This window comes from Nonomuraea sp. NPDC049141 (genome assembly GCF_040648415.1).
Classification (GTDB): Bacteria; Actinomycetota; Actinomycetes; order Streptosporangiales; family Streptosporangiaceae; genus Nonomuraea.
Genome location: NZ_JBEZDR010000010.1, coordinates 184,220 through 207,068 on the forward strand (window position 1 = coordinate 184,220; position 22,849 = coordinate 207,068).

A 22,849-nucleotide genomic window follows, 5' to 3' on the forward strand; every position below is an offset into this window, starting at 1 on the left:
TACGGCGGTCGCATGGGCCGTCCGGTCCGGAGGTGGAGCGTCGTCCGGAAACGATCATCCCGAAGTTATCGGCGATTCGTATAAGACGCCGGCTGAACAACGGGCCGATAATGCGGGGCATGCGTAGATCCGCGGCCCTGGTTCTTGCCGCCGCCGTCTTATACGTCCCCCCACTCCACCCAGCCAACGCAGCCGATGCGGTCGCCGCGCCCGGCGCTGCCACCGTCGTGCCGGTCCAGGTCACCGGCGCGCCCGCCAAACGGTTCAACCTGGTCATCATGGGCGACGGTTACACCGAGTCCGAGCAGGCGAAGTTCCAGGCCGACGTCGACCGGCACCTCAACGTGATGTGGTCCATCGAGCCGTACAAGTCCTATCGCGCCTACATCAACGTCTACCGGGTGGACATCGTCTCCGGCGAGTCGGGCGTCAGCTGCGACCCCGCGCTCACCTCGCCGAAGAAGACCACCCCGCTCAGCATGGGCTTCTGGGGCCAGTGCAACGCGAACAGCGTCCAGCGGCTGATCACCATGGACAACACCGCCGCCACCCGCTACGCGAACCTGGTCACCGGCACCACCACGGCCAACCGGCAGATCCTCGCGCTGGCCAACAGCGTGACGTACGGCGGCGCGGGCGGTTCCTACGCGACCGCGTCCGGCAGCAACTCCATGTCCGCCCTGATCAGCCCGCACGAGCTGGGCCACTCTCTGGGCGGCCTGCAGGACGAGTACGACTACTACCAGCGCGGCGTCCCGGGCGGCGCCTACACGGGACCCGAGCCCGCCTCCGCCCACCACACGCTGCTGACCGAGCAGCAGCTGCTCGACCAGAAGAAGAAGTGGTGGCGCTGGCTCGGCGAGCCCAGCGAGTCCGGCGGCCCGATCGGCCGCTACGAGGGCGGCATGTACTCCACCACGGGCATCTGGCGGCCGAGCCGGCATTCGATGATGAAGACGCTCGGCTACTACTACGACCAGGTGAGCCGGGAGGTGATGGCGCAGCGGATCACCGCCAAGACGACGGTGATCCAGGACGCCACCCCGTCGGACACGCCCGTCGGCGCGGACCGGGTGCTCTGGGTGGAGCCGATGCGCCCGAACGGCCACGCGCTCACCGTCACCTGGAACGTCGACGGCACGGACCTGCCCGATGGCAAGCCGGCCGCGCTCGACCTGCGCACCCTCGGCCTCACCCCGGGCACGCACACGGTCAAGGCGACGGTCACCGACCCGACGAACTTCGTCAGGGACCCGGCGATCCGCGCCGCGATGAGCGCCTCCCGCTCCTGGACCGTCGACACTTCGCTGACCACCCCGCCCGACGGCGTCACGGCCGGCATCGTCTCGTCCACGCCGGTGGACCGGCCGCTGGGCCGTACCGGCGTCGTGTACGTGGAGACCACGCACCCGGCCGCGAGCGTGCCGGCGGTCGCGTGGGCGCTCGACGGGAGGCGGGTCGGCGACGGCGACAGCGACCTGGACCTCGGCGCGCTGAAGCCGGCGGACGGCACGCACACGCTCACCGCGACGGTCGGCGGCCGGACGCTGACCTGGACGGTCGACGCCACCTCGCCGAAGACCGGCTACGAGCTGTCGCGGCCGCTCGTCAGGTCCGGTGACACCTACGTCTACAACGGGCCGTTCACGATGAAGCTGACCGGGACCGACGATCAGGGCGGTTACGTGGTCTCGGAGTCGAGGGTCGACGGGGACGGCTGGTTCAACTACTTCGGCTGGCCGACCTCCTCCGAGCTGCCGTGGACGTTCACCGAGGACGGCACGGTCATCGACTCCCTCGTGTACGGCAAGCTGCCCAGGGGACGGCACGCGATCGAGTACCGGTCGATCGACGGCGCGGGCAACTACGGCAAGGCCGGCAGCTTCACGGTCACCACGATCGCGCCGCCGCCCGCCTGCACCAGGACCGTCACCGGCGTCCAGCGCGGCCCGCTGACCATCGCCGACGGTGTCACCTGTCTGGACCACGCGCAGGTGAGCGGCCCGGTGACCGTGCGGGCCGGGGCCTCGGTGGTCGTCACCGGCGGTCGCGTCGACGGCGCGCTCGTCGCCTCGAAGGCCGCCTCGGTGCAGGTGCTCGGCGCGCGGGTGGACGGCGCGCTGACGGTCGACCGCGCCGGGGCGCTGGCCGTCGTGGGCGCCGACATTCGCGGCGCGGCCCTGCTGACCTCGAACGCGGCGCCGATCCTGTCGGGCACCACGGTCAAGGGCGCGCTCGCCTGTACGGGCAACACGCCCGCGCCGGTGAACCTGGGCGTACCGAACAAGGTCACCGGCCTGAGCGCCGGTCAGTGCGGGAAGCTAGCCGCGGGTCCCGGGGGCAAGTCCTACGAGGCGGTCGAGGACGTCCATGAGTGAGCTGGTGGCCAGGTCGCGGATCCGCGCGTACTCCGCCTCGGGGTACTGCCGCGGCCCGTTCTCCACCAGCAGGATCAGGTAGAGGTAGGCGCGGTAGAGGTCGAGCCGGGTCCGCGCGGCGGGGGTGAGCTCCACCGGGGTCACCTCGCGGTACCCGGCCAGCAGCGGGTCGTCCTCGCGCAGCTCGCCGAAGATGGTCGGTGTGACGAACTCGGCCAGCGGGTCGCCCCAGAACGCCCGCTCGTGGTCGATGATGGCCTGGATCTTGGGCGTCCCCGTGAGGTCCAGGAAGACGTTGCCCGCCCAGACGTCGAAGTGGACGAGGTGCGGCGTGGTCACCTCGTCCAGGACGGGCGCGGCGGCGGCCAGCAGCGCGCCGATCTCCGCGGCGGGCAGGGGGAGCGGCGTCGGATAGCGCTCGGTGTCGGCGAGCAGCGCCCCCACCATGGCCAGGTACGCCTCGCGCCAGGTGCCGCCGGTGATGGCCGCGTGCGGGTAGCCGAACACCTCGCCCGTCACGGCGTTGAACCTGGCCAGGAGGCGGCCCAGCTCGCGGCGGAGGCCGGCTTCGCCGTCCGGCCGCACGTCGTTCCAGGACACGCCGTCGAGCGCGCCGAGCAGCAGGTAGTCGCCGCCCAGCACGGGGTCGTCGAACCCGGTGCCCAGCAACGTCGCCACCGGCACGCCGGCGGTGGCGGCCAGTTCGTAGGCCGCCGCCTCCATCCGCAGCAGGTTGCGCTCGTAGCTGAGCTGGTCCAGCTCGGGCGGCGGCGACAGCTTGAGCACCACCTCGCGGCCGTCGTCGAGGGACAGCCGCCAGACCGCGTTGGCGTAGCCGTCGGTGAGTTCGGTGGATGCGGTCACGCCCGCGCCGAGCGCGCGCCGGGCGAGGTCGTCGAGCTCGGTGGGCGATAAACGCCGTTTCGTCCTGCTGTCCACGAGTCCTGATTCTGGGGTCAGGCGGCGCTGATCGTCCAGCTCGCCGCGTGCTCGCCGCCGGGCTCCAGCACCACCACGTCGGTGCCGGAGTTGAACGCGTCGGGCGGGCAGGTCATCGGCTCCACCGCCACGCCCTCGTAGCCGAGCTGCCCGCTGGTGCAGACCTGCACCCAGGGCAGCACGGCCGGGTCCCACGTCATGCGCACGCCGCCGACCCGGGCCTGCCCGGCCGCCAGCCCGGTGAACGCGTGGTCGATCACGTCGCCGTCGAGCGGCCGGGCCCGCCGGAAGTCGTACGGGGAACCGGACACGTCGTCGAGGGACCGGGGCAGCAGCCCTTCGTCGGTGACCAGCACCTTGGCGGCGGGCAGCTCCAGATCGTCGCCGAGCAGCCAGGGGTGGGGGCCGCAGCCATAGGGGGCGGCGGCGTCGCCTTCGTTGCGGGCGGTGACCGTGGTGGTCAGGCCGTGCTCGTCGAGCCGGTGCAGCACCCGCAGGGCGAGCGTGAACGGGTAACCGGCTGTCGGGGTGATCGTGTGCGCCAGCCGTACGAGCGCATCCTGCTCTTCCTCGACCTGCCAGTCGACGCCCGACACCAGCCCGTGCAGGGCGTGGCCGCGCTCGGGCTCGCTCACCGCCAGCTCGTGCGTCCGCCCGCCGAACGGGTAGCGGGCCCCGCCCACCCGGTTCGGCCAGGGGGCGAGGATGGTGCCCGCGAAATAGGGGACCGGGCCGGCGGCGGGCCAGCTCGTGATCAGGTCGCGCTCGCCGTGCCGGAGCGTTCTGAGTGCGGCGCCACGCGGGCTGATCTGCGCGGTGTATCCGCCGACGGCGAGCTGGGGCACGGAGGGATCCTCTCTCAGGGGTCGAATGGAGCATATCTCCTGGTCAAGCCGACTCCCGGCGCACCAGGTGGGTGTCGAGGATGACCACGGGCTGGCGGAGCACCTCGCCATTGATGCGCGCCACCAGCAGCCGCGCCATCTGGCGGCCCATCTCCTCGGCCGGCTGGTGCATGGTGGTCAACGGCGGGTCGGTATGCATGGCGATCTTGGAATCGTCGAACCCCACCACCGCCACGTCATCCGGGATGGACCGGCCCTCGGCCTTGAGCACCCGCATCGCCCCCACCGCCAGCGGGTCGGAGGCGGCGAACACGGCGTCTAGCTCCGGCTCGGCGGCCAGCAGCTCGCACATCGCCGCCGCGCCGCTCTCCTCGGAGAAGTCGGCGCCATAGGCCACCAGCTCCCGTGCGCCCGAGGTGCGCAGCGCGTCGTGGTAGCCGGCCAGCCGGTCGACGCCCACGCCCATGTCCTGCGAACCGGCGATCGTGGCGATGCGCCGCCGGCCGAGACCCTGAAGGTGCTTGACCGCCTGCCGGGCCCCGGCCCGGTTGTCCATGTCGACATAGCTGTACGGGCTGAGGCCGACGGGCCGGCCGCCCAGCACGGTCGGCACGCCCATCGCCTCCAGCCTGCCGGGCAGCGGGTCGGCGCCGTGCAGCGACAGGAGCAGCACGCCGTCGACGTGCTGCCCCGTCAGGTAGTGCTCCAGGCGTTCGTGCTCCTCCTGCGACTGGGCCATGGCCAGGATCAGCTGGAGGCCCGTCTCGGCCAGCGCCGAGCCGATGCCCCTGATGGTCCCGGCGAAGTAGGGCTCGTCGAAGACGCGCAGCTCGGACTCGGACACCACCAGCGCCACCGTGTCGGTGCGCCGGGTGACCAGTGCCCGCGCCGCGCGGTTGGGCACGTAGCCCAGCTCCTGGATAGCCTGCTGCACGGCGTCGCGGGCCTTCTCGCTCACGTTGGGCGAGCCGTTGATGACTCTCGACACCGTGCCCCGGCCCACCCCGGCTAGAGCAGCCACTGCCTCAAGAGTCGGTCTGTTCATGGCGCCTATTCTGCCGGATGATCTCCGAGTACCAGAGGGCGCTGTCCTTGAGTACGCGCCGCTGGGTCTCGAAGTCCACGTGCACGAGGCCGAAACGCTTGCCGTAGCCCCATGCCCACTCGAAGTTGTCCATCAGCGACCAGGCGAAATAGCCCTCCAGCGGCACGCCGGCGTCGATCGCGTCGCGGCAGGCGCGCAGGTGCTCGTCCAGGTAGGCCACCCGCTCGGCGTCGTGCACCCGGCCGTGCTCCAGGACGTCGTCGAAGGCCGCGCCGTTCTCGGAGACGACCATCGGGATGGCCGGATAGTCCCGCGCCACCCTGGACAGGACCTCCAGCAGGCCGCCCCGGTCGATCTCCCAGCCCATCGCGGTGACCGGCCGGCCGCCGTTGACGAACGACACGTGCTCGCTGCCGACCCAGGGCGAGCCGGTGTCCGTGGGCGCCGCCGCCGCCGATGCTCTGCCGCCTGGTGCTCCCGAAACCGTGAAGCGGCTGTAGTAGTTGACGAGCAGCAGGTCGATCGGCGCCTTGATGGTCGCCAGGTCGCCGTCCCGGATGAAGTCCAGGTCCATGCCGAGGTCGTCGAGGACGTCCTGCGGATAGCGGCCGGTCATCAGCGCGTCGAGGAAGAACCGGTTCTGCAGCCCGTCGATGCGCCGTGCCGCGTCCTGGTCCGCCTCGCTGGCAGTGGCCGGGGTGATCGCGTAGAGGTTCACGCAGCCGCCGACCCGCCGCGCGCCCATCGCCTGTACGGACAGACCGTGGGCGAGGTTGAGATGGTGCGCGCCCCTGATCGCGTTCTCCGGCTCGCGGCGCCCCGGGGCGTGCTCGCCCGAGGCGTAGCCGAGGAACGCGGTGCACCATGGCTCGTTGACGGTGCTGAAGGTATGCACGTAGTCCTTCAGCGCTTCGTGTACGGTCGCCGCGTAGTCGGCGAAACAGTAGGCCGTGTCGCGGTTGGGCCAGCCACCCCTGTCCTCCAGCGCCTGGGGCAGGTCCCAGTGATAGAGGGTCAGCCAGGGGTCGATGCCGTGCCGGCGCAGCTCGTCGGTGAGCCGCTTGTAGAAGTCGAGGCCCTTCTGGTTGATCCGGCCTGACCCTTCGGGCTGGATCCGGGGCCAGGAGACCGAGAAGCGGTAGGCGGACAGGCCCAGCTCCGCCATGATCTGGGCGTCTTCCCGGTACCGGTGGTAGTGGTCGATGGCCACGTCCGCGTTGTCCCCGTTGAGCACGCGGCCGGGAGTCTTGGCGAAGGTGTCCCAGATGGAGACGCCGCGCCCGTCCTCGTCGACCGCGCCCTCGATCTGGTACGCCGAGGTGGCCGCCCCGAACACGAACCCCGTGGGGAAGCGCAGCCCGATACGCGTCTGTTCCTCTTGTGTCGTCACGCCTTGACCGCACCTTCCATGAGTCCGCCGACGATCTGGCGGCCGAATGCGACGAATACTGCGATGAGCGGAATGATGGACAGCGCCGTTCCCGCGAAGATCAAGGTGTAGTTCGTGGAGAACCTCGCGTTCAGCGACGTGATCGCGATCTGCACGGTTGGATTGTCCGGGGTGAGCACGATCAGTGGCCACATGAAGTCATTCCACATCAGCATGAACGTGTTGATCCCCAGCACCGCCATGCCCGGCCGCACGGCCGGCAGCACGACGTTCCACCAGATCCGCAGGGTGGCCGCGCCGTCGACCCTGGCCGCCTCGACCAGCTCCATCGGCACCGCCTGGCGGGTGTACTGGGCCATCAGGAACACCCCGAACCCGTTGAGCAGGTACGGCAAAATGACCGCTTTGAGGGTGCCTGTCCACTCCAGGCTCACCATCAGCCGGTAGAGCGGCACCACGCCCATCTGCTGCAGCGGCACGGCCATCGTCAGCAGGACGAGCAGCAGCAGCACGTTCCTGCCCTTGAACGTCAGGCTGGCGAAGGAGAAGCCGGCCAGCGTCGAGATGATGACCACCGAGACGGTGACGACGCTCGCCACGATGAACGAGTTGGTCAGGCCGAGCAGGAAGTGGGCGTCCTCGTTGTTCAGCACCGCCACGATGTTCTGGCCCAGGTTGCCGCCCGGCAGGAACGGCGGCGGCACCGCCACCGCGTCGGCGTTGGTGCGCGAGGCGATGACCAGCATCCAGTACAGCGGGAAGGCGGACAGCACGATGGCCAGCGCCAGCATGACCCGGGTGATGAGGGTCGGCGACCAGTTGGTCATTTGGTGCCCCCGATCCGGCGCACGAACATGAAGTTGATGAACGCTCCGATGAGGATGAGCAGGAACAGCAGCCAGGCCGCCGCGGCGGCGTAACCGTAGTCGAACTCGCGGAAGCCCTGCTTGACGACGAACATCGCCACCGTCTGGAACTGCCCCTGCGACCCGCCGTCGACGTTGCCGTTGTAGAACGTGGTCGGCTCGGAGAACAGCGTCAGCCCGCCGATCGTGGAGTTGAGCACCACGAAGATCATGGTCGGGCGGAGCATCGGCAGCGTGATCTGCCAGAACTGCCGCCGCCGCGAGGCGCCGTCGATCGCCGCGGCCTCGTACAGGTCGCGTGGGATCGTCTGCATCCCGGCCAGGAAGATGATCGCGTTGTAGCCGGTCCAGCGCCAGTCGACCATGGTGGCGATGGCCAGCCACGACGGGATCCGCTCGGCCCGCCAGTTGATGGCGTCCACGCCGAACCAGCTGAGGATCCAGTTGACCAGGCCCCAGTCGCGGGCGAAGAGCTGGGTGAACACGACCGCCACCGCGACCACCGAGGTCACCAGCGGCAGCAGCACGCTCATCCGGATGGCCAGGCGCAGCCGGAACCGCTTGTTCAGCGCGTTGGCCAGGAACAGCGCCAGCAGCAGCTGCGGGACGGTGGCCAGGAAGAAGATGCCGACCGTATTGGTGACGGCGTTCCAGAAGTCCTCGTCGGCCAGCAGCTTGGTGTAGTTGCCCAGTCCGGTCCACTCCGTGGTCCCGGCCAGGTCGTAGTCGTAGAGCGAGTAGTAGAGCGTGAACGCCAGCGGGAAGAGCCCGAAGGCGGCGAACAGGATGAAGTACGGGGACACCAGGGTGTACGGCATCACCTTGACGTCCAGGCGGGAACGCCAGCGGCGGCCGGGCGGGTGGTGCCGGCTGGGCCGCACCGCCCGCGGGAGGGTGTCGATACTCATGAGTGACCTTTCGGCGGCAGTAGCCCGGCCCGCTCAGTGCGGGCCGGGCAGGGAGATCAGCCCGCGGCCTTCACCGCGTCGTCGACCAGCTGCTGCCAGGCCTTGCCGTAGGGGACCGAACCGTCGTCCATGCCCTGGATCACCGACTCGATGGCGTTCTTGACCTGGGCGTGCTTGACGCCGAGGAAGACCGGCTGCAGGCTCGACGCCGACTTGGCGAAGATCTCGCCGATGGGAGCGTTGTTGAAGAACTCGTTCTTCGCGCTCTGCACGGCCGAGTCCTGCTGCGCCTGCGTGTTGCTCGGCATGTTGCCGAAGTCGGTGAAGATGCTCGCCTCGGTCTGCGCGCTGGTCAGGTAGTCCGCCACCGCGGCGGCTTCCTTCGGGTGCTTGCTCTGCTTCGGCACGGCCAGCCAGGAGCCGCCCCAGTTGCCGCCGCCGCCGGGAACCGCGGCTACGTCCCACTTGCCCTTGCCGCCGTCGCCCGCGTTGCCGCTGACCACGCCGAGCATCCACGACGGGCAGCCGACCGTGGCGAACGCGCCCTTCTGGGTGCCCGCCGCCCACTCGTCGGTGAAGTTACGCAGCTTGGCGGTCAGGCCCTGCTGGCTCATCTTCGTGGCGAAGTCGAAGCCCGCCTTCACCGCCGGGTTCTTGTCGACGATGAGGTTGTTGTCCTTGTCGAAGTAGGTGACGTTGCCGTTCTTGGCCGCCTCCTGGTACAGGACCACCTGGTAGAGCGTGTTCGTGCCGTCGGCGAACTTGGTGTCCTTCACCTTCGCCTGGAACTGCTGGCCGACCTTCATGAAGGCGTCCCAAGTGGGCCACAAAGCACTGACCTTGTCCCGCTCGCTGGGCAGCCCGGCCTTCTTGAACAGGTCCGAGCGGTAGCAGATGCTCATGCCGCCGATGTCGGTGCCCAGGCCGAACAGCTTGCCGTCGGCGGTGGCGCCGTTCTCCCACTTCCACGCGGGGAAGTCCGCCTTGCGGGACTCCAGGCCGTATTCCTTCAGGTCGGCCCACCACTCGGGGTGCGCCTTGGCCAGGCCCATGCCGCCTTCGTCGATGCCGACCACGTCGCCCGCGCCGTTGCCGGCCTGCAACCACTGGATCATCTGCGGCCAGTACTGCTGCTCGAACTGGTCGGTGAGGTGCTCTTCCTTGATCTGGACGTCCTTGTGCTCGGCGTTCCACTTCGTGATGGCGTTCTTGTAGCCGAAGTTCGAGCCGCCGCCGAAAGTCTGCACCCGGATCGTGACCGGTTCGGCGGCCGCTGAGGAGGCAGGTGCGTTGCTGGCCGCCGGAGTGCCACCGGAGCTGCAAGATGCGACGGTCAGCGCCGCCGCCGCCAGGGCCGAGGCCGCGGCGAGACCGCCGCGACGGTTGCGGATCATCATGGTGGACCCCTTCTCGGGTGAATGGGTGGGGAGGTGCACCGCGGCACACGCTCCGGGCCGCGGTGGGAAGTCCTTGGGAGCGCTCCCACAAAGGGTGCACTTGCGGCCCTTGCCCGTCAATGCGCTGAAACGCAACCGTTACCTATGGGGCTATTTCTCGGTCTAGAAAGGGATTTTTGGTGATGAAGGGCGCAAAGAGCCGTTTGGGAGCGCTCCCATCACAAGGGACTCGTTTGTGTTTGCTTTCTGGGCATGTCGCCCATCCACTGCGGGCTTTTCTCGTAGTCACGGCCCTTGAGACGGTCGTACGGCGGGCCGGGGGCGGGTCAGCAGGCGGCGGCGCGTTCCTGGAGCAGGGTGCGTTCCCGGGTGTTGCGGGTCATGGCCGCCGCCCGCTCGAACTCGGCCCGCGCCTCTTCCGGCCGCCCCAGCTTGACCAGCAGATCCCCGCGTACGCTCGGCAGCAGGTGGTAGCCCTTGAGCGCCGGCTCGTCGACGAGCTGGTCCACCAGCTCCAGCCCGACCGCCGGACCGTACGCCATGGCGAGCGCGACCGCCCGGTTGAGCTCGACGACCGGCGACTGCGACATCCGCGCCAGCGCCGCGTAGAGAGTGGCGATGGCCCGCCAGTCGGTCTCCTCGGCGGTGAGTGCCCGTGCGTGACAGGCGGCGATGGCGGCCTGCAGCACGTACGGGCCGAGGTCGCCACCGAGGTCCTCGGCCTGCTGGAGCGCGTCCAGGCCACGGCGGATGAGCAGGCGGTCCCAGCGGCCCCTGTTCTGTTCCAGCAGCAGGATCGGCTCGCCGGACGAGCCCACCCGGGCCACCGCGCGCGACGCCTGGATCTCCATCAGCGCGACCAGGCCGTGCACCTCGGGCTCCTTGGGCATCAGCCCGGCCAGCACCCGGCCGAGCCGCAGCGCGTCCGCGCAGAGCCCCGGCCGCATCCAGTCGTCACCGGCCGTGGCCGAGTAGCCTTCGTTGAAGATCAGGTAGATGACCTCCAGAACAGACGACAGGCGGCCGGTGAGCTCCTCGCCCTGCGGCACCTCGAACGGCACCTGCTTGTCGGCCAGTGTCCGCTTGGCGCGGACGATCCGCTGTGCCACCGTCGGCTCCGGGACCAGGAACGCCCTGGCGATCTCGTCGGTGGTCAGCCCGCCGAGCACCCGCAGCGTGAGCGCCACCCGCGCCTCGGTGGACAGCACCGGATGGCACGCCGTGAACACCAGCCGCAGCAGGTCGTCCTCGATCTCGTCCACGCCGGGCAGCTCGGCCTCGGCGTCCGGCTCGGCCAGCTCGCGGCCGAGCTCGGTCAGCCTGTGCGCGTAGCGTTCCCGGCGGCGCAGCAGGTCGATGGCGCGGCGCTTGGCGACGGTCATGAGCCAGGCTCCGGGATTGCGCGGCACGCCCGACTCCGGCCACTGCTCCAGCGCCGCGACCAGCGCGTCCTGGGCCAGCTCCTCGGCCAGACCGAGGTCGCGCACCAGCCCGGTGAGGCCGGCGATCAGCCGAGCCGCTTCCATCCGCCAGACCGTCTCGATCGCCCGGTGTGTATCGGAAGCCATCACCTGGTCATAAGACCAGCCGACCCAAGATCACGCAAGCTGCTAGTCTTCGGCGGATCGCAGCAGCCGCTCCCGCAACAGCGCCTCGCGCTCGGCCGCCTCGGGGCTCATCGAGTCGTCCGGCAGGTCGGACGCGTCGAACACCTGCCAGACGTCCAGCCCGATCCCCTCATGCCCACCGGGCACAGGCACCCGCAGCGCCCATGCGATGGCCTCGTCCCGGGACTTGACCTGGATCAGCCAGAACCCGGCGATCAGCTCCTTGGCCTCGGCGAACGGCCCGTCGAGCACGGTCGCCTTGCCATCCTTGGTATAGGCGATCTGCGCCCCGTGGGAGCTGGGATACAGCCCCTCGGCGGCCAGCAGTACCCCCGCCTTGGCCAGGCTCTCGTTGTAGGCGCCCATCGCGTCGACGAGCTCCTGGCTGGGCAGTTCCCCGGCCTCGGTCGCCTCGTTGGCCTTCCCTACGATCATGAACTTCATCTGGATTGTGGCGCGGAGACCTGGTCCTTCAGGACCAGGAGAAGCGCCACCCCTCCTTTCGAAAACAGTATGGAAAGTCTCGGTCGCGTTCGGTAATGTGTGCGGTGGGTGAGGGCGTTGTGACAGGAGGTGCGCGATGGCGATCCGCCGCTCCGCCGCCAAACGCCACGGCCTGCCCACCGTCGTGCAACTGCGGCTCACGCCCACCCCGGCCCAAGCTGAGGCGCTGGCGGTGGCGGTGCTGTTGTGTAATGAGGCGGCCACCATTGTCTCCCGGCTGGCCTGGCAGCACCGTGTGTTCTCTGTGGTGGAGTTGCATCTGCTGGCCTATTACGAGGTGCGGGCGCAGGTGGCGGGGTTGGGTGCGCAGGCGGCGGTGCGGGCGATCGCCCGGGTCGCCGGCGTCTACGCCAACCGGCGCGCCACCAAGAAACGCGCTCACATCTTCCGGCCGCACGGCGCCGTCCCCTACGACGCCCGGCTGCTCAGCTGGAACCGTGACGCCCGCACGGTGTCGCTGTGGACGCCCACCGGCCGCGTCACCATCTCCTACACCGGCCGGCCCGAAGACCTCAAAGCCGTAGACGCGCTGCCGCTCGGTGAGGCCGACCTGATCTGTCGCCGCGGCGTGTGGCTGCTGCAGGTCGCCCTCACCTTGCCTAAGCCGGCGGTGCGGGAGCCGGTCGGTGGCTTCGTCGGGGTGGATCAGGGCGTGGCGAACCTGGCGGTCACCTCCGATGGCGCGGTGCTGCCCGAACCCGCGCTGGCCGGGCCGATCGGCGGCAACGGCCACGTCCGCACGCTGCGGGAACGGCGGCACCGGCAACGCCGACGGCTGCAGAAGAAGGGCACGTCGGCGGCGCGTCGGGTGCTGCGCCGCCTGTCTGGGGCGAGATCCTCCGCAACGGCACCGACGGCGCCGTCCTGCTCGGCTCCCCTGAAGGCGGCGGACACAGCGTCGACCCCGGGACGGACCTCCTCATCGACATCCAGGTTCTCTACCCAGACGAAAGCCCCGCCTGCGAACGCCTCATCGGCCTGAACGCCCAGCAACTGGGCTGACCCGGCGAGCAGGCAACCCACGCAGAACTCCCCGCGAAGCCGTGGCCTCGCGGGGGGATCGGCCGGGTGGGGGCCGGTCTTGCGTCAGATGTGCTCGGCGGGGTTCGCCGGGAGGTAGAAGTTCCAGCTGCCGTGTCCCTCGTGGGCGCCACCCGCGGGGCAGTGCCCGTTGTCGGGGCGACCGTTCCACCAAAGGGTGTAGCACTTGTTACAGAACCGCCAGTTGTCCTGCTGGGTCGTCGGTGACATGTCCCCTCCTGCGGTATCGAGAACCGGCGCGTTGTCCGGCCATCGCCAGTGTTGGAGGTGACGGGCGGACCCGTACATCCCCAAACTTGGGGGGTTACGGCCGGATAATGCGGTGTTCGGTGGAACGTGATGGCCTTTCGGCTGTTCCGAAACAACACGCCCGGGAAGACGCCGACGAGCGCTCGCCCAAAGGACGCGCGCTCGTCGACAGGAAAGCTTGTGGGGGAGAGTCGGGCCGGAGGGCTCGGGGAGTAGCCGTCAGCCGGTGTAGTTCGGGTATCCGTAGCCGACCACCTGGGACTTCGGCCGGACGCGCTGGGCGACCGTGCCGTTGCCGGTGTTGCCCTCGATCGTGGAGATCGTACCGTTGCCGTTGTCCTTGACGACGAATCCGACATGCTGGATGTCGTCCAGGCTCTTGCTGCCGCTCCACGAGAAGAACACCACGGCGCCCGGCTTCGGGGCCTGGCCCCAGCGGTGGTTCTTGGCGAACCAGCGGGCGTGCTCGACGGTGTAGGCGTCCCAGCCGACCATGCTGCGCGCGCCGGTGTGCGCGCCGACCCAGGAGACGAACATCGAGCACCAGGCGGCGTTCAGGTACTCCTGCCTGCTGCCGCCGTCACGCTTGACGGTCTCCAGGGCGCGCGGCGTGTTCATGTACCACTTCTGGAACTTGGTGCCGCCGCCGGCGGCGTCCTCGGTGGTGCCGACCTGGGCCTTGGCCAGGGCCAGGACCTGCGCGGCCGAGATCTTGGCCTTGGCCTGGACCTTGACCTCCGGGTGGTCCGCGGGCGCGGCGGCGTGCTGCTGAGTGCCGGAACTGATGGTCTCCGCGTGGGCGGTGGACTGCCCGCCGATGGCGGCGGCCGCGACGGCCACACCGAGGGCGGCCTGGGCGAAGGTCAGTTTGGGGGCACGGGTAAGACGACTCATGGCCATCGAGGGGGTTCTCCTTGCTTCCATGCCGCTTACCGGGTTAGCTGACGGGTTCGGGCGTGGAAGCTGCCCTACGGCACTGACGTGCCGATTCACCCCAAAGGACATGGGTCCCCGGTTCCGCACGAGGCGGATTCAGCGGTCACAGGACGATCCTGTGATACTTGCGCGATGGTCAGGCAAAGAACCGGACAAACAGGTACGTATGCCTTAGATGTCGTACAAGGTAATACATGGGGCAAGAGGATTACAAATAGCAAAACTCCTGGTCAGGAGAGTTGCCCCCGTGCATCTGCCAGAAGCCCCATCATGGCAAGGCTTTCGTCAAGTGGCATGATCGCGGATTCTTTACTTCCCGCGGCCACGGCGGCCCGCACCTCGCGGACTTCGCCGGCGTATCCGTTGTCCGCCGGATCGAGCACGAGCTCCTCCGTCTCCATCGACGGCCCGCTCAGCACGACCCGCTCCGGCGCCCAGAACGGCGCCTTGATGTCCGCGCGCATGCCGGTCCCCACCACGTAGGCGTCGTTCGCGTACGGGCCCAGCAGCGAGCACTCCACCAGAGCCCGCCGGCCGCCCGAATAGACCAGCACCCCGCCCGCCTCCGCGTCCACCCCCGAGGGCGCCAGCGAGCCCGTGACGTGCGCCCGCTCCGGCATCCCGAGCAGGAGCTGCGCCAGCCCGAACGAGTAGACGCCCAGGTCGAGCAGTGCCCCGCCGCCCAGCTCCGGCGCCCACAGCCGGTGCGCGGGGTCGTACGGCAACGTGAAGCCGAACGACGCCTGGACCGAGCGGATCTCCTCGAACCGGGGATCGGCGGCCACCCGCTGAATCAGCGGGTTGAACCGCATCCACATGGCCTCCATCAGGAAGACCCCGGCCTCGCGCGCGAGGCGTACCATCCGCTCCGCGTCGGCGACGGACGCGGCGAGCGGCTTCTCGCACAGCACCGCCTTGCCCGCCGCGATCGCCGCCTCGACCACCTCCAGGTGCTGGGCGTGCGGGGTCGCCACGTAGACCGCGTCGACGGCGGGGTCGGCGCACAACTGCTCGTACGAGCCGTACGCCGACTCGGCGCCCAGTTCCGAGGCCAGTGCCCGCGCGCGGCCGAGGTCGCGGGAGCCGACGGCGGCCACCCGCATCCCCGGCTCAGCCGCGATGACCGTGCCGACCCGCTTGGCGATGACACCCGTGGCCGCGATACCCCATGCGAAATTCTTCATGGGGGGAGATCGTAGGGAATCAACCCATCCAGTGGAAAGTGTCCGGATCGGGACCGATGCGGCCATCCGTCGTGTTCATGGCGCCGATCGCCGCCATGTCCTCGGCGTCGAGGACGAAGTCGAACACCTCGAAGTTCTCCTTGATCCGGGCCGGTGTGACCGACTTGGGGATCACCACGTTGCCGAGCTGGATGTGCCAGCGCAGCACGATCTGCGCGGGCGTCCTGCCGTACTTCTCCGACAGCACGGCCAGCGCCGGGTCGCCGAGCAGGCCCTGGCCCTGCCCCAGCGGGCTCCACGCCTCGGTGAGGATGCCGTTGGCCTCGTGGAACTCCCGCAGCCGCCGTTGCTGGAAGTACGGGTGCAGCTCGATCTGGTTGATGGACGGCGTGATCTCCGCCTCGTCGATCACCCGGGTGAGCGTCTCGACGGTGAAGTTGGACACACCGATCGCCTTCGCCCGCCCCTGACGGTAGATCTTCTCGAGGCCGCGCCACGCCTGCATGTACGTGCCGTGCTCCGGCAACGGCCAGTGGATCAGATAGAGATCCACGTAGTCGAGCCCGAGCCGCGACAGGCTCTCGTCGAACGCCTCCTCGGCCCGGCCGTGGTCGGGATTGAAGAGCTTGGTGGTGACGAACAGCTTCTCGCGCGGGATCCCCGAGGCGCGCACGGCACGGCCGACGCCCTCCTCGTTCCCGTAGGCGCTGGCGGTGTCGACGTGGCGGTAACCGACCTCCAGAGCGGTCGTCACGACCTGCTCGGCCACGTCGCTAGGCACCTGCCAGACGCCGAACCCGAGCTGCGGCACCTGTACGCCGTCCGTATTGAGTAGTAGCGAGTTCATGGTCTCCATTGTTCACGTGTCGTTTCTGACGGCTTAAGGCGGGCGGGCTAGCTTGAAGCGGTCGTTAATGGGCCACACCACGCGGGGAGATCAGAGTGGGCAAACAGGCGTCGGCCTGGGTGGAGTCCCCGCTCCAGATGCTGTGCGCCATCGAGGCCCACCGCGCTGGGCTGCTCGGGCCGGTCACCGCCGTCGTCCCGCGCGCCGGGCTGCGGGCGCTGAAGGCCACCCGCCGGGCGCTGTCCGATCTGGCGCTGCCCGAGGGGCTGGAGCTGGCCGAGCCGCGCGAGCGCATGCCGCGTTCCCCGCACGCCGTCGGCGACGCCTTCTCCGGGCGGGTTCAGCTCCGCTGGCTCGTGTCCCTTCCGGGCCGGATCGTGATCGTCGATGACGGGCTGGCCACGCTCCGGCTGCTCGAACTGCTGGCCGCCGGGCCGTACAAGCCGCTGTTGCGGGCGCGGGCGCAGCCGGGGAAGCTGCGTGCGGCGCTGGGGCTGGCGGCGGGGATCAGGCTACGCGCGAGCCGGGTGTCGGTCTTCACCGCGCTGCCGGTGTCCGACGAGCTGGCGCTGGCCGTCCGCGCGGCGGGCGTCGACCTGGTCCGCCACGACTTCGGGTGGCTGCGCGAGCAGCCGCTGGGCGGTCCCGGACCGGTCGAGCGGACCGTCGTGCTCGGCACCTCCCTGGTCAGGAACGGGCTGGTGCGCCGCGACCGCTATCTGAGCTGGCTGACGGACCTGGCCACCGAGGAGCCGCTCGCCTACTTCCCGCACCGCCGCGAGGACCCCGCGGACGTGGCGCTCATCCGCGAGCGGCCCGGGATCACCGTGTACGACGCCGGCGTGCCGGCCGAGCTGACGTTGCGCGGCCTCGACCCCAGCCAGCGGGTGCTCAGCCTGCCGTCCACCGCGATCAGCTCGCTGGGGGTGCTGCTCACGCCGCGCGGCGTCGCGGTCGAGCCGGTGGACGTACCGGACGATTGGTGGACCAGCAGGGCGGCTCCCGCCCTGCGTTCGCATCTGACCGGTGTGGCCGGGTGACCGGCACCGACCCCCGTCTGACCGGAACGTCTTGATGACCGGCCGCAACCCCTACCTGACTGGAACAACCGGGTGACCATCGTCAACCCGTATCCGACTGGAGTGACCGCGTGAGAGTGCTGGCCGTGGCCGACTCCGACTCGTACCTGAAGTGGGCGGCCTGCCTGCTCGGCGACCTGCCTCCCGGCTCTGGGACGGAGCTCGTCGTGGTGCGCACGCCGATCGCGCCGTCGCCCGAGCAGATCGCCGCCGCCGTGGGCGACCGCCCCACGCCGCCGCTGATGTCGGCTCGGGCGGTGCGGCGGCTGGCGGAACGTACGCGGCCGGACGCGATCATCGTGGCCTGTACGGGGCCGGTCGTGGACGTGCTGGTGGCCGAGGCGTTCGCCGGGCTGCGGCCGCGGCCGGTGCTCGTGACCGGGCTGCCGGGCATCTCGGTGCCCGCGACGGAGAAGGCGTGGCTGTTCCGCAGCGGCTGCGACCTGTTCGTGGTGCACAGCGAGCGGGAGGTGGCCGAGTTCGCCGGGATCGCCGCCGAGCTCGGCGGGGGAGGGGCGGTCGGGCTGGCCCGGCTGCCGTTCCTGCGCCCGCGGGCCGTGCGCGGCGGCGGGAACCGGGTGGTGTTCGCCACCCAGGCGAAGGTGCCGCGTGAGCGCGAGGATCGCGAACGCATCCTGCTGTCGCTGGCCGAGCTGGCCGCCCGCCGGCCGGACCTGGACGTGGTGGTGAAGCTGCGCGCCTTGGAGGACGAACGGCAGACGCACAACGAACGCCACCACTACCAGCGGCTCTGGCGCGAGCTCGGCGAGCCGGGGCGGGTGGCGTTCGAGGCGGGCTCGATGCACGACCAGCTCGCTCAGGCGGCCGGGTTCGTGACGGTCAGCTCGACGGCGGCGCTGGAGGCCATCGCGCAGGACGTTCCGCTGCTGGTGCTGAGCGACTTCGGTGTGAGCGCGGAGATGATCAACCTGGTGTTCGAGGGCAGCGGGCTGCTGGGCACGCTCGGCGAGCTGGCCACGGGCGGCTTCCGCGCCGCCGACGCCGGGTGGTGCGCGGCCAACTACTTCCACTCGATGGATCGCAACGACTGGGTGGGCCTGCTGGGCGGCTTGGTGACCGGTGGCCCCCGGGTCCCGGCCAGGTCGTTGCTCGACGGGCCCGAGCACGCCGCCGCCCGCCGCCGCGCCAGGATGCGCCTGGACGTGCACCCCACCGTGCTACGTGCCGGTTACCGGGCAAAGCGGCGGATGCGCCGATATTTGCGGGCGCTGTCCTAAGGGAGTGCCCTCGGGATGGGCTGCCCCGGCAGGGCGGGGCGTGCAGGGCGGGGCGTGCCCCGGCAGGGCAGGGGCGGGGCGCCGCCCGCCCCTGCCGGGTGGCGCCCCTCAGATGGCCGACTTGATCTTCCGGCGCAGCCGCGTCAGCGCGGTGGGCTTGGCCGTCAGGTCGAGGGTCTCCAGCCGCTTGCGCTTGAAGTAGCGCGGGTCGAAGTCGAAGTCCACCGGCCGCAGCTCCGGATACGTCTCCGCCTGCATGCAGTAGCCCACCGCCCGCACCAGCTCCCGCAGGTAGCCGCGCGGCGCCGGCTCGATGGTGCCGTCCACCGACATGCGGGGCAGCAGGGCGTCGACGATCGTGGCGGGCACCCGGTTGCTGTTCTCGTACGGGGCCAGCCGCTCCAGCACCAGCTCGGTGCCGAACGAGGCCACCGGCAGCCCGAAGAACCGCCCGGCCGTGACCAGGCCGGTCGAGAAGCAGCCCACGACCAGCTCGGGCCGGAGCGCCGAGAAGCACACCTCGGCGGGGACGCTCTCATCGGCCACGGTCAGCCGCACGTTCAGCGGCTCGGCGGCGGCCCTGAGCAACTGGGCGTGCCTGCGGCCGGCCGCCGGGTGGGGCTTGAACACCACGCTCGAGAAGCCGCGGGCGACCAGGCCGCGCAGCATCGACTCGTGCAGCGCCGCCTCCTCCTCCGGCGTGACGATCTCCAGCGCCGACAGGTACTGCCCGAGGATCATCGCCTGCCCGGCCAGCATGTCGGGCGCGGTCGTCGCCACCTGCCGGAGCACCGACAGGAACGCCTCGTCCGGCAGGAGCGAGGCCGGCACGTCGTACTCGCTCAGTAAGAGCGGCTCCAGCCCCGGCACCAGGTCCAGGTGCAGCAGGCGGGTGATGCGGCGGAAGATCTCGGCGGGCAGCGGGTCGCGCGTCGGGCCGTAGCTCATCAGGCCGTCTGAGTAGACGGTGATCGGGCAGTCGCGCACCAGCCCGGCGATCGTCCGGGCGGGCGGCACCGCGATCGACTCCAGCACCAGCTCTTCCACGTCGTCGAGCGCGAGCTGGGAGCGGATCAGCCGCTCCATCATCGGCACCTCGATGACGCGGGCCTTCCACTCCGACGGGTGCAGCGGCGCGATCAGCTCGTTCCACGAGTGGATCGCGTCGAAGCGGGAGCGCAGCACGGCGAAGCCCGGTGTCCGGTCCAGGGGGACGGTCACCTCGGGGATCGCCGCGTTGTTCGACACGATGAGGACCCTGCGTCCCTCGGCGAACCGGCCGTCGTCGATCCCGGCCGCCAGCGACATCGCCCCGAACAGCGTCGAGGCGTAGAAGACCGTGGTCATGAGTCCTCCCGTTCACGGCGGAGCCGGACGTGGGGGCTTGGGGGGAGGTCGGGCAGCAGCGCCCGCAGCGTGGCCTCGCGGTCCACGGACATGCGCGCCACCGCGTCCGCCACCAGGGCGGTGGGCAGCGCCCGTACCATTTCCGCGCCGCGCTCCTCGAAGCGGGCGCGCAACTGCGGGGTGAAGCGGTCGGCGATCTCCAGGTGGTGCGCGAGCAGCGCGCAGAAGTTGCGTACGGCCTTCGGCAGGAACTCCTCCTCAAGGTCCTTGAACACCAGCTCGAAGGCGTCGAAGAAGTGCAGCTGCCGCTCGTCGCCCACCCGCGTGAGCGACCCCGACACCATCCGCCGGTAGAACACCCCGGCCAGCGACACCACCGCGAACGTGGCCGCCTCCCGGTGCAGCCGCCAGATCCACGGGCGGTCCTCGGCGGTGTGCAGCGAGCCGGGGAAGTGCAGCAGGTCCTGCAGCGAGCGCCGGTAGACGCCGGCCCACGCGTAGGGGTAGTCGACCATGGTCCGCACGTTCGCGGGCAGGATCGCGTCCCGGGGGTCGAGCACCGCGTCCCGCCGCGCCAGCGGGGCGCGGTGCACGACCCGCTTGCGGCCCTCGACCTGCACGTGGTCGGCGCGTACGAAGTCGCAGCCGAGCCCGTCGATGGCCTCGACGAGCTGGGGCAGATAGCCGGGGGCGAGCCAGTCGTCCCCGTCCATGAACGTGACGTACCGGCCCGAGGCGGCCGACAGCCCCGTGTTGCGGGCGTCCGCGAGGCCGACCGGCGCCGGATTGCGCAGCACGGCAAGACCGGGCAGGTCGGCGCGGAAGTCCTCGACGATGTCGCCGGTGGCGTCCACCGACCCGTCGTCGACCACGATGAACTCGAAGTCGGGCCGGGCGTTGCGGCGGAGCGAGGAGAGCGCGTCGGCGATGAAACGCTCGCCGTCACGCACAGGAACGATGACGGACAGAGTGATCAAGATGGCGCTCGTCAGACGGTGACGCGGCGCAGGCGGGCCTTGGGCGCCTCCTCGCCGGGGAAGACGCGCTTGACGCCGTCGCCCATCGCCTGCTCGATGATCCGGATGTCGCGTACCAGGTGCTCCAGGCCGGCGGGCTCCAGCGACGCGGCGTGGTCGGAGCCCCACATGGTGCGGTCGAGCGTGATGTGCCGCTCCACGCAGACCGCGCCGAGCGTCACCGCGGCCAGCGAGATCTGCAGGCCGCGCTCGTGGCCGGAGTAGCCGACCGGCACGCCGTAGCGCTCCTTGAGGGTGGTGATCGTGCGCAGGTTCGCCTCCTCCGGCGGGAGGGGGTACGTGGAGGTGGCGTGCATCATGATCAGGTTGTCGGTGCCGAGGATCTCGACGGCCTGGTCGATCTCGGAGAGCGTGGACATGCCGGTCGACAGCATCATCGGCTTGCCGGTCGCCGCGAGGGCGCGGAGCAGCTCGTGGTCGGCGACGCTGGCCGAGGCCACCTTGTGCGCCACGACGTCCATCTCCTCCAGGAAGTCGATGGAGGGCACGTCCCACGGCGAGGCGAACCAGTGCAGGCCGCGCTCGTCGCAGTACTTGGCGATCTGGCGGTACTCGTCGTGGCCGAACTCGGTCCGCTCCTTGTACTCCAGGTAGGTCATCTCGCCCCAGGGCGTCTGCCTGATCTGGCTCTTCTGCGCCTCGGGCACGCAGATCGCCGGGGTGCGCTTCTGGAACTTCACCGCCTGGCAGCCCGCGTCGGCCGCCACGTCGATGAGCCGGCGCGCGAGGTCGAGGTCGCCGTTGTGGTTGATGCCGATCTCGCCGATGACGTAGACGGGCTCGCCGTCGCCGACCAGCACCTCGCCGACCGCCACCGGGCCGAACCTGGGACGCGGCTTGACCTCGGGGGCGGCGGGCGTCTCGGGCCGGGCCGCCACGACCCGGTCGCACAGCTCGCGGACCGCTCCGTCGCCGCCCGGCCTGGACAGCACGACCCTGGCGGCCGCGCGTACCCGCGGGTGCGCGTCGGGCACCGCGATCGGCCAGCCCACCTCGGCCATCGGGCCCAGGTCGTTGACGTCGTTGCCCACGTAGGCGACGCGGGCCGGGTCCAGGCCCTCGATCGTCAGCCAGTCACGCAGGACGACCCGCTTCTCGGCCAGCCCCTGGAGCACGGGGACGCCCAGCTTGCGGGCGCGGGCCGCCACGACCGGGTTGTGCTCGGTCGACATGACCAGCACCTTCACCCCGGAGCGGCGCAGCAGCGCGATGCCCATCCCGTCGGAGCGGCTGACCAGCACCATCTCGCGGCCGTCGGAGTCGACGTAGGCGCGGTCGTCGGTGTGGACGCCGTCGAAGTCGGTGATGACCGCGTCGACGTCGATCGGCTCGGGCACGTCCACGAACGGGGCCAGCGCGCGGGCCAGCTCCAGGTCCTCGGGCTCGTCGATCTCGATCGCGTGGCGCACGGGCACCGGCTGTACGGCGACGGTGCCGAAGAAGCGGTGGCCGTGCTCGCGCAGCCCGGAGGTGCGCATGACGTAGAAGGCGCCGTTCTCGCGGAACTGCGGCTCGCGGTCCTGCCTGCGCTGCCTGATCGCGGGGTCGTGGTTGATCCCGCCGCCGGCGGCGGTCCAGAGGAACTCGTGCGTGGGCAGGCCGGACACGACCGTGTCGGCCTCGCCGTCCAGCACCTTGCGCACGGCCGCCGACAGGTCGTCGGAGTCGATGAACGCGCTGGTGCACTGTACGAGGACGACCACCTCGGGGTCCTCGCCGAGCGCGTCGAGCGCGTGCAGCACCGCCGACTCGCTGGAGGCGGTCGCGCCGCTGAGCTCCTCGGGACGGTCCACGACGAGCGCGCCGGCCTCCTTGGCGGCCTCGGCGATCCCCGCGTGGTCGGTGCTGACCACGACCCGGTCGATCAGCTCGCTGCGCAGCGAAGCGCGCACGGCACGGGTGACCAGGGGAATACCGCCGACCGGCGCGAGGTTCTTCAACGGAACGCCTGCGGAACCTCCGCGGGCGGGAACAACGGCCAGGACTCGCAACGTGACTCCTCAGTGCTAACG

At 70.3% G+C, this 22,849-nt stretch carries 20 protein-coding genes and 1 riboswitch; of the genes, 4 read left to right on the forward strand and 16 right to left on the reverse strand.

What is annotated here, in order from left to right:
* Window positions 1-119 precede the first annotated feature (119 nt).
* The gene (locus tag AB0B91_RS29985; protein WP_358326596.1) at window positions 120-2,378 is read left to right on the forward strand and encodes a M64 family metallopeptidase; all 2,259 of its coding nucleotides are present in this window, start codon (window positions 120-122) and stop codon (window positions 2,376-2,378) included.
* Here AB0B91_RS29985 and AB0B91_RS29990 read toward each other — a convergent pair.
* From AB0B91_RS29990 to AB0B91_RS30030, 9 genes are all read right to left on the reverse strand, one after another.
* On the reverse strand, window positions 2,322-3,317 hold the full coding sequence (locus tag AB0B91_RS29990; RefSeq protein WP_358326598.1) for an aminoglycoside phosphotransferase family protein: 996 nt from the start codon (window positions 3,315-3,317) through the stop codon (window positions 2,322-2,324). The genes AB0B91_RS29985 and AB0B91_RS29990 overlap by 57 nt on opposite strands.
* A gap of 17 nt (window positions 3,318-3,334) precedes the next feature.
* The gene (locus tag AB0B91_RS29995; protein WP_358326600.1) at window positions 3,335-4,162 is read right to left on the reverse strand and encodes an aldose 1-epimerase family protein; all 828 of its coding nucleotides are present in this window, start codon (window positions 4,160-4,162) and stop codon (window positions 3,335-3,337) included.
* 43 nt (window positions 4,163-4,205) lie between these two features.
* Window positions 4,206-5,207, reverse strand: a complete 1,002-nt coding sequence (locus AB0B91_RS30000; RefSeq protein WP_358326601.1) for a LacI family DNA-binding transcriptional regulator — start codon at window positions 5,205-5,207, stop codon at window positions 4,206-4,208.
* Window positions 5,188-6,597 (reverse strand): GH1 family beta-glucosidase, encoded by a 1,410-nt coding sequence (locus AB0B91_RS30005; protein ID WP_358326603.1) that lies wholly within the window; start codon window positions 6,595-6,597, stop codon window positions 5,188-5,190. The genes AB0B91_RS30000 and AB0B91_RS30005 overlap by 20 nt, the downstream gene beginning before the upstream one ends.
* Window positions 6,594-7,424, reverse strand: a complete 831-nt coding sequence (locus tag AB0B91_RS30010) for a carbohydrate ABC transporter permease (RefSeq protein WP_358326605.1) — start codon at window positions 7,422-7,424, stop codon at window positions 6,594-6,596. Before AB0B91_RS30010 ends, AB0B91_RS30005 begins: the two co-directional genes overlap by 4 nt.
* Window positions 7,421-8,371, reverse strand: coding sequence for a sugar ABC transporter permease (locus AB0B91_RS30015; protein WP_358326608.1), 951 nt, complete (start codon window positions 8,369-8,371; stop codon window positions 7,421-7,423). Before AB0B91_RS30015 ends, AB0B91_RS30010 begins: the two co-directional genes overlap by 4 nt.
* A gap of 56 nt (window positions 8,372-8,427) precedes the next feature.
* A complete protein-coding gene (locus AB0B91_RS30020) occupies window positions 8,428-9,768 on the reverse strand; it encodes an extracellular solute-binding protein (RefSeq protein WP_358326611.1) in 1,341 nt (446 codons plus the stop codon).
* Between the two features lie 326 nt (window positions 9,769-10,094).
* Window positions 10,095-11,336 carry an RNA polymerase sigma factor gene (locus tag AB0B91_RS30025; protein ID WP_358326613.1) on the reverse strand — a complete coding sequence of 414 codons (1,242 nt, stop codon included), beginning with the start codon at window positions 11,334-11,336 and terminating at the stop codon, window positions 10,095-10,097.
* A gap of 42 nt (window positions 11,337-11,378) precedes the next feature.
* A complete protein-coding gene (locus AB0B91_RS30030; protein WP_358326616.1) occupies window positions 11,379-11,810 on the reverse strand; it encodes a YciI family protein in 432 nt (143 codons plus the stop codon).
* Between the two features lie 145 nt (window positions 11,811-11,955).
* Here AB0B91_RS30030 and AB0B91_RS30035 point away from each other — a divergent pair, with 145 nt between their 5' ends.
* The gene (locus AB0B91_RS30035) at window positions 11,956-12,861 is read left to right on the forward strand and encodes a hypothetical protein (protein ID WP_358326619.1); all 906 of its coding nucleotides are present in this window, start codon (window positions 11,956-11,958) and stop codon (window positions 12,859-12,861) included.
* Window positions 12,862-12,965: 104 nt separating this feature from the next.
* On the opposite strand, the gene AB0B91_RS30040 is transcribed toward AB0B91_RS30035, so the two are convergent.
* The 4 genes from AB0B91_RS30040 to AB0B91_RS30055 form a co-directional block, all read right to left on the reverse strand.
* Window positions 12,966-13,130, reverse strand: a complete 165-nt coding sequence (locus AB0B91_RS30040; protein ID WP_214641500.1) for a hypothetical protein — start codon at window positions 13,128-13,130, stop codon at window positions 12,966-12,968.
* A gap of 258 nt (window positions 13,131-13,388) precedes the next feature.
* On the reverse strand, window positions 13,389-14,069 hold the full coding sequence (locus AB0B91_RS30045; protein WP_358326622.1) for a CHAP domain-containing protein: 681 nt from the start codon (window positions 14,067-14,069) through the stop codon (window positions 13,389-13,391).
* Between the two features lie 11 nt (window positions 14,070-14,080).
* Window positions 14,081-14,217: riboswitch (cyclic di-AMP (ydaO/yuaA leader) on the reverse strand.
* Window positions 14,218-14,335: 118 nt separating this feature from the next.
* On the reverse strand, window positions 14,336-15,289 hold the full coding sequence (locus AB0B91_RS30050; RefSeq protein WP_358326625.1) for a Gfo/Idh/MocA family oxidoreductase: 954 nt from the start codon (window positions 15,287-15,289) through the stop codon (window positions 14,336-14,338).
* Window positions 15,290-15,308: 19 nt separating this feature from the next.
* Window positions 15,309-16,136, reverse strand: a complete 828-nt coding sequence (locus AB0B91_RS30055; RefSeq protein ID WP_358326628.1) for an aldo/keto reductase — start codon at window positions 16,134-16,136, stop codon at window positions 15,309-15,311.
* A 95-nt stretch (window positions 16,137-16,231) separates the two neighbouring features.
* Here AB0B91_RS30055 and AB0B91_RS30060 point away from each other — a divergent pair, with 95 nt between their 5' ends.
* Together AB0B91_RS30060 and AB0B91_RS30065 are read left to right on the forward strand one after the other, a co-directional pair.
* Window positions 16,232-17,176 (forward strand): hypothetical protein, encoded by a 945-nt coding sequence (locus tag AB0B91_RS30060; RefSeq protein WP_358326631.1) that lies wholly within the window; start codon window positions 16,232-16,234, stop codon window positions 17,174-17,176.
* 110 nt (window positions 17,177-17,286) lie between these two features.
* Window positions 17,287-18,453 (forward strand): DUF6716 putative glycosyltransferase, encoded by a 1,167-nt coding sequence (locus tag AB0B91_RS30065; RefSeq protein ID WP_358326635.1) that lies wholly within the window; start codon window positions 17,287-17,289, stop codon window positions 18,451-18,453.
* Window positions 18,454-18,561: 108 nt separating this feature from the next.
* Here the strand turns inward: AB0B91_RS30065 and AB0B91_RS30070 are convergent, their stop codons facing one another.
* Genes AB0B91_RS30070 through AB0B91_RS30080 form a run of 3 tightly spaced genes read right to left on the reverse strand, consistent with a single transcriptional unit; the run spans window position 18,562 to window position 22,828 of the window.
* Window positions 18,562-19,800 carry an alpha-2,8-polysialyltransferase family protein gene (locus tag AB0B91_RS30070; protein WP_358326638.1) on the reverse strand — a complete coding sequence of 413 codons (1,239 nt, stop codon included), beginning with the start codon at window positions 19,798-19,800 and terminating at the stop codon, window positions 18,562-18,564.
* Window positions 19,797-20,777: a glycosyltransferase family 2 protein gene (locus tag AB0B91_RS30075; RefSeq protein ID WP_358326641.1), complete on the reverse strand. Its 981-nt coding sequence runs from the start codon at window positions 20,775-20,777 to the stop codon at window positions 19,797-19,799. Before AB0B91_RS30075 ends, AB0B91_RS30070 begins: the two co-directional genes overlap by 4 nt.
* Window positions 20,778-20,788: 11 nt before the next feature.
* Window positions 20,789-22,828, reverse strand: a complete 2,040-nt coding sequence (locus AB0B91_RS30080) for an N-acetylneuraminate synthase family protein (protein WP_358326643.1) — start codon at window positions 22,826-22,828, stop codon at window positions 20,789-20,791.
* Window positions 22,829-22,849 lie beyond the last annotated feature (21 nt).

Excerpts from the sequence above, each read along its gene's own strand:
- AB0B91_RS29985 (WP_358326596.1), top strand. The coding sequence starts at position 120 with ATGCGTAGATCCGCGGCCCTGGTTCTTGCCGCCGCCGTCTTATACGTC.
- AB0B91_RS30000 (WP_358326601.1), bottom strand. The coding sequence starts at position 5,207 with ATGAACAGACCGACTCTTGAGGCAGTGGCTGCTCTAGCCGGGGTGGGC.
- AB0B91_RS30010 (WP_358326605.1), bottom strand. The coding sequence starts at position 7,424 with ATGACCAACTGGTCGCCGACCCTCATCACCCGGGTCATGCTGGCGCTG.
- AB0B91_RS30015 (WP_358326608.1), bottom strand. The coding sequence starts at position 8,371 with ATGAGTATCGACACCCTCCCGCGGGCGGTGCGGCCCAGCCGGCACCAC.
- AB0B91_RS30020 (WP_358326611.1), bottom strand. The coding sequence starts at position 9,768 with ATGATGATCCGCAACCGTCGCGGCGGTCTCGCCGCGGCCTCGGCCCTG.
- AB0B91_RS30025 (WP_358326613.1), bottom strand. The coding sequence starts at position 11,336 with ATGGCTTCCGATACACACCGGGCGATCGAGACGGTCTGGCGGATGGAA.
- AB0B91_RS30030 (WP_358326616.1), bottom strand. The coding sequence starts at position 11,810 with ATGATCGTAGGGAAGGCCAACGAGGCGACCGAGGCCGGGGAACTGCCC.
- AB0B91_RS30035 (WP_358326619.1), top strand. The coding sequence starts at position 11,956 with ATGGCGATCCGCCGCTCCGCCGCCAAACGCCACGGCCTGCCCACCGTC.
- AB0B91_RS30040 (WP_214641500.1), bottom strand. The coding sequence starts at position 13,130 with ATGTCACCGACGACCCAGCAGGACAACTGGCGGTTCTGTAACAAGTGC.
- AB0B91_RS30045 (WP_358326622.1), bottom strand. The coding sequence starts at position 14,069 with ATGGCCATGAGTCGTCTTACCCGTGCCCCCAAACTGACCTTCGCCCAG.
- AB0B91_RS30050 (WP_358326625.1), bottom strand. The coding sequence starts at position 15,289 with ATGAAGAATTTCGCATGGGGTATCGCGGCCACGGGTGTCATCGCCAAG.
- AB0B91_RS30055 (WP_358326628.1), bottom strand. The coding sequence starts at position 16,136 with ATGAACTCGCTACTACTCAATACGGACGGCGTACAGGTGCCGCAGCTC.
- AB0B91_RS30070 (WP_358326638.1), bottom strand. The coding sequence starts at position 19,800 with ATGACCACGGTCTTCTACGCCTCGACGCTGTTCGGGGCGATGTCGCTG.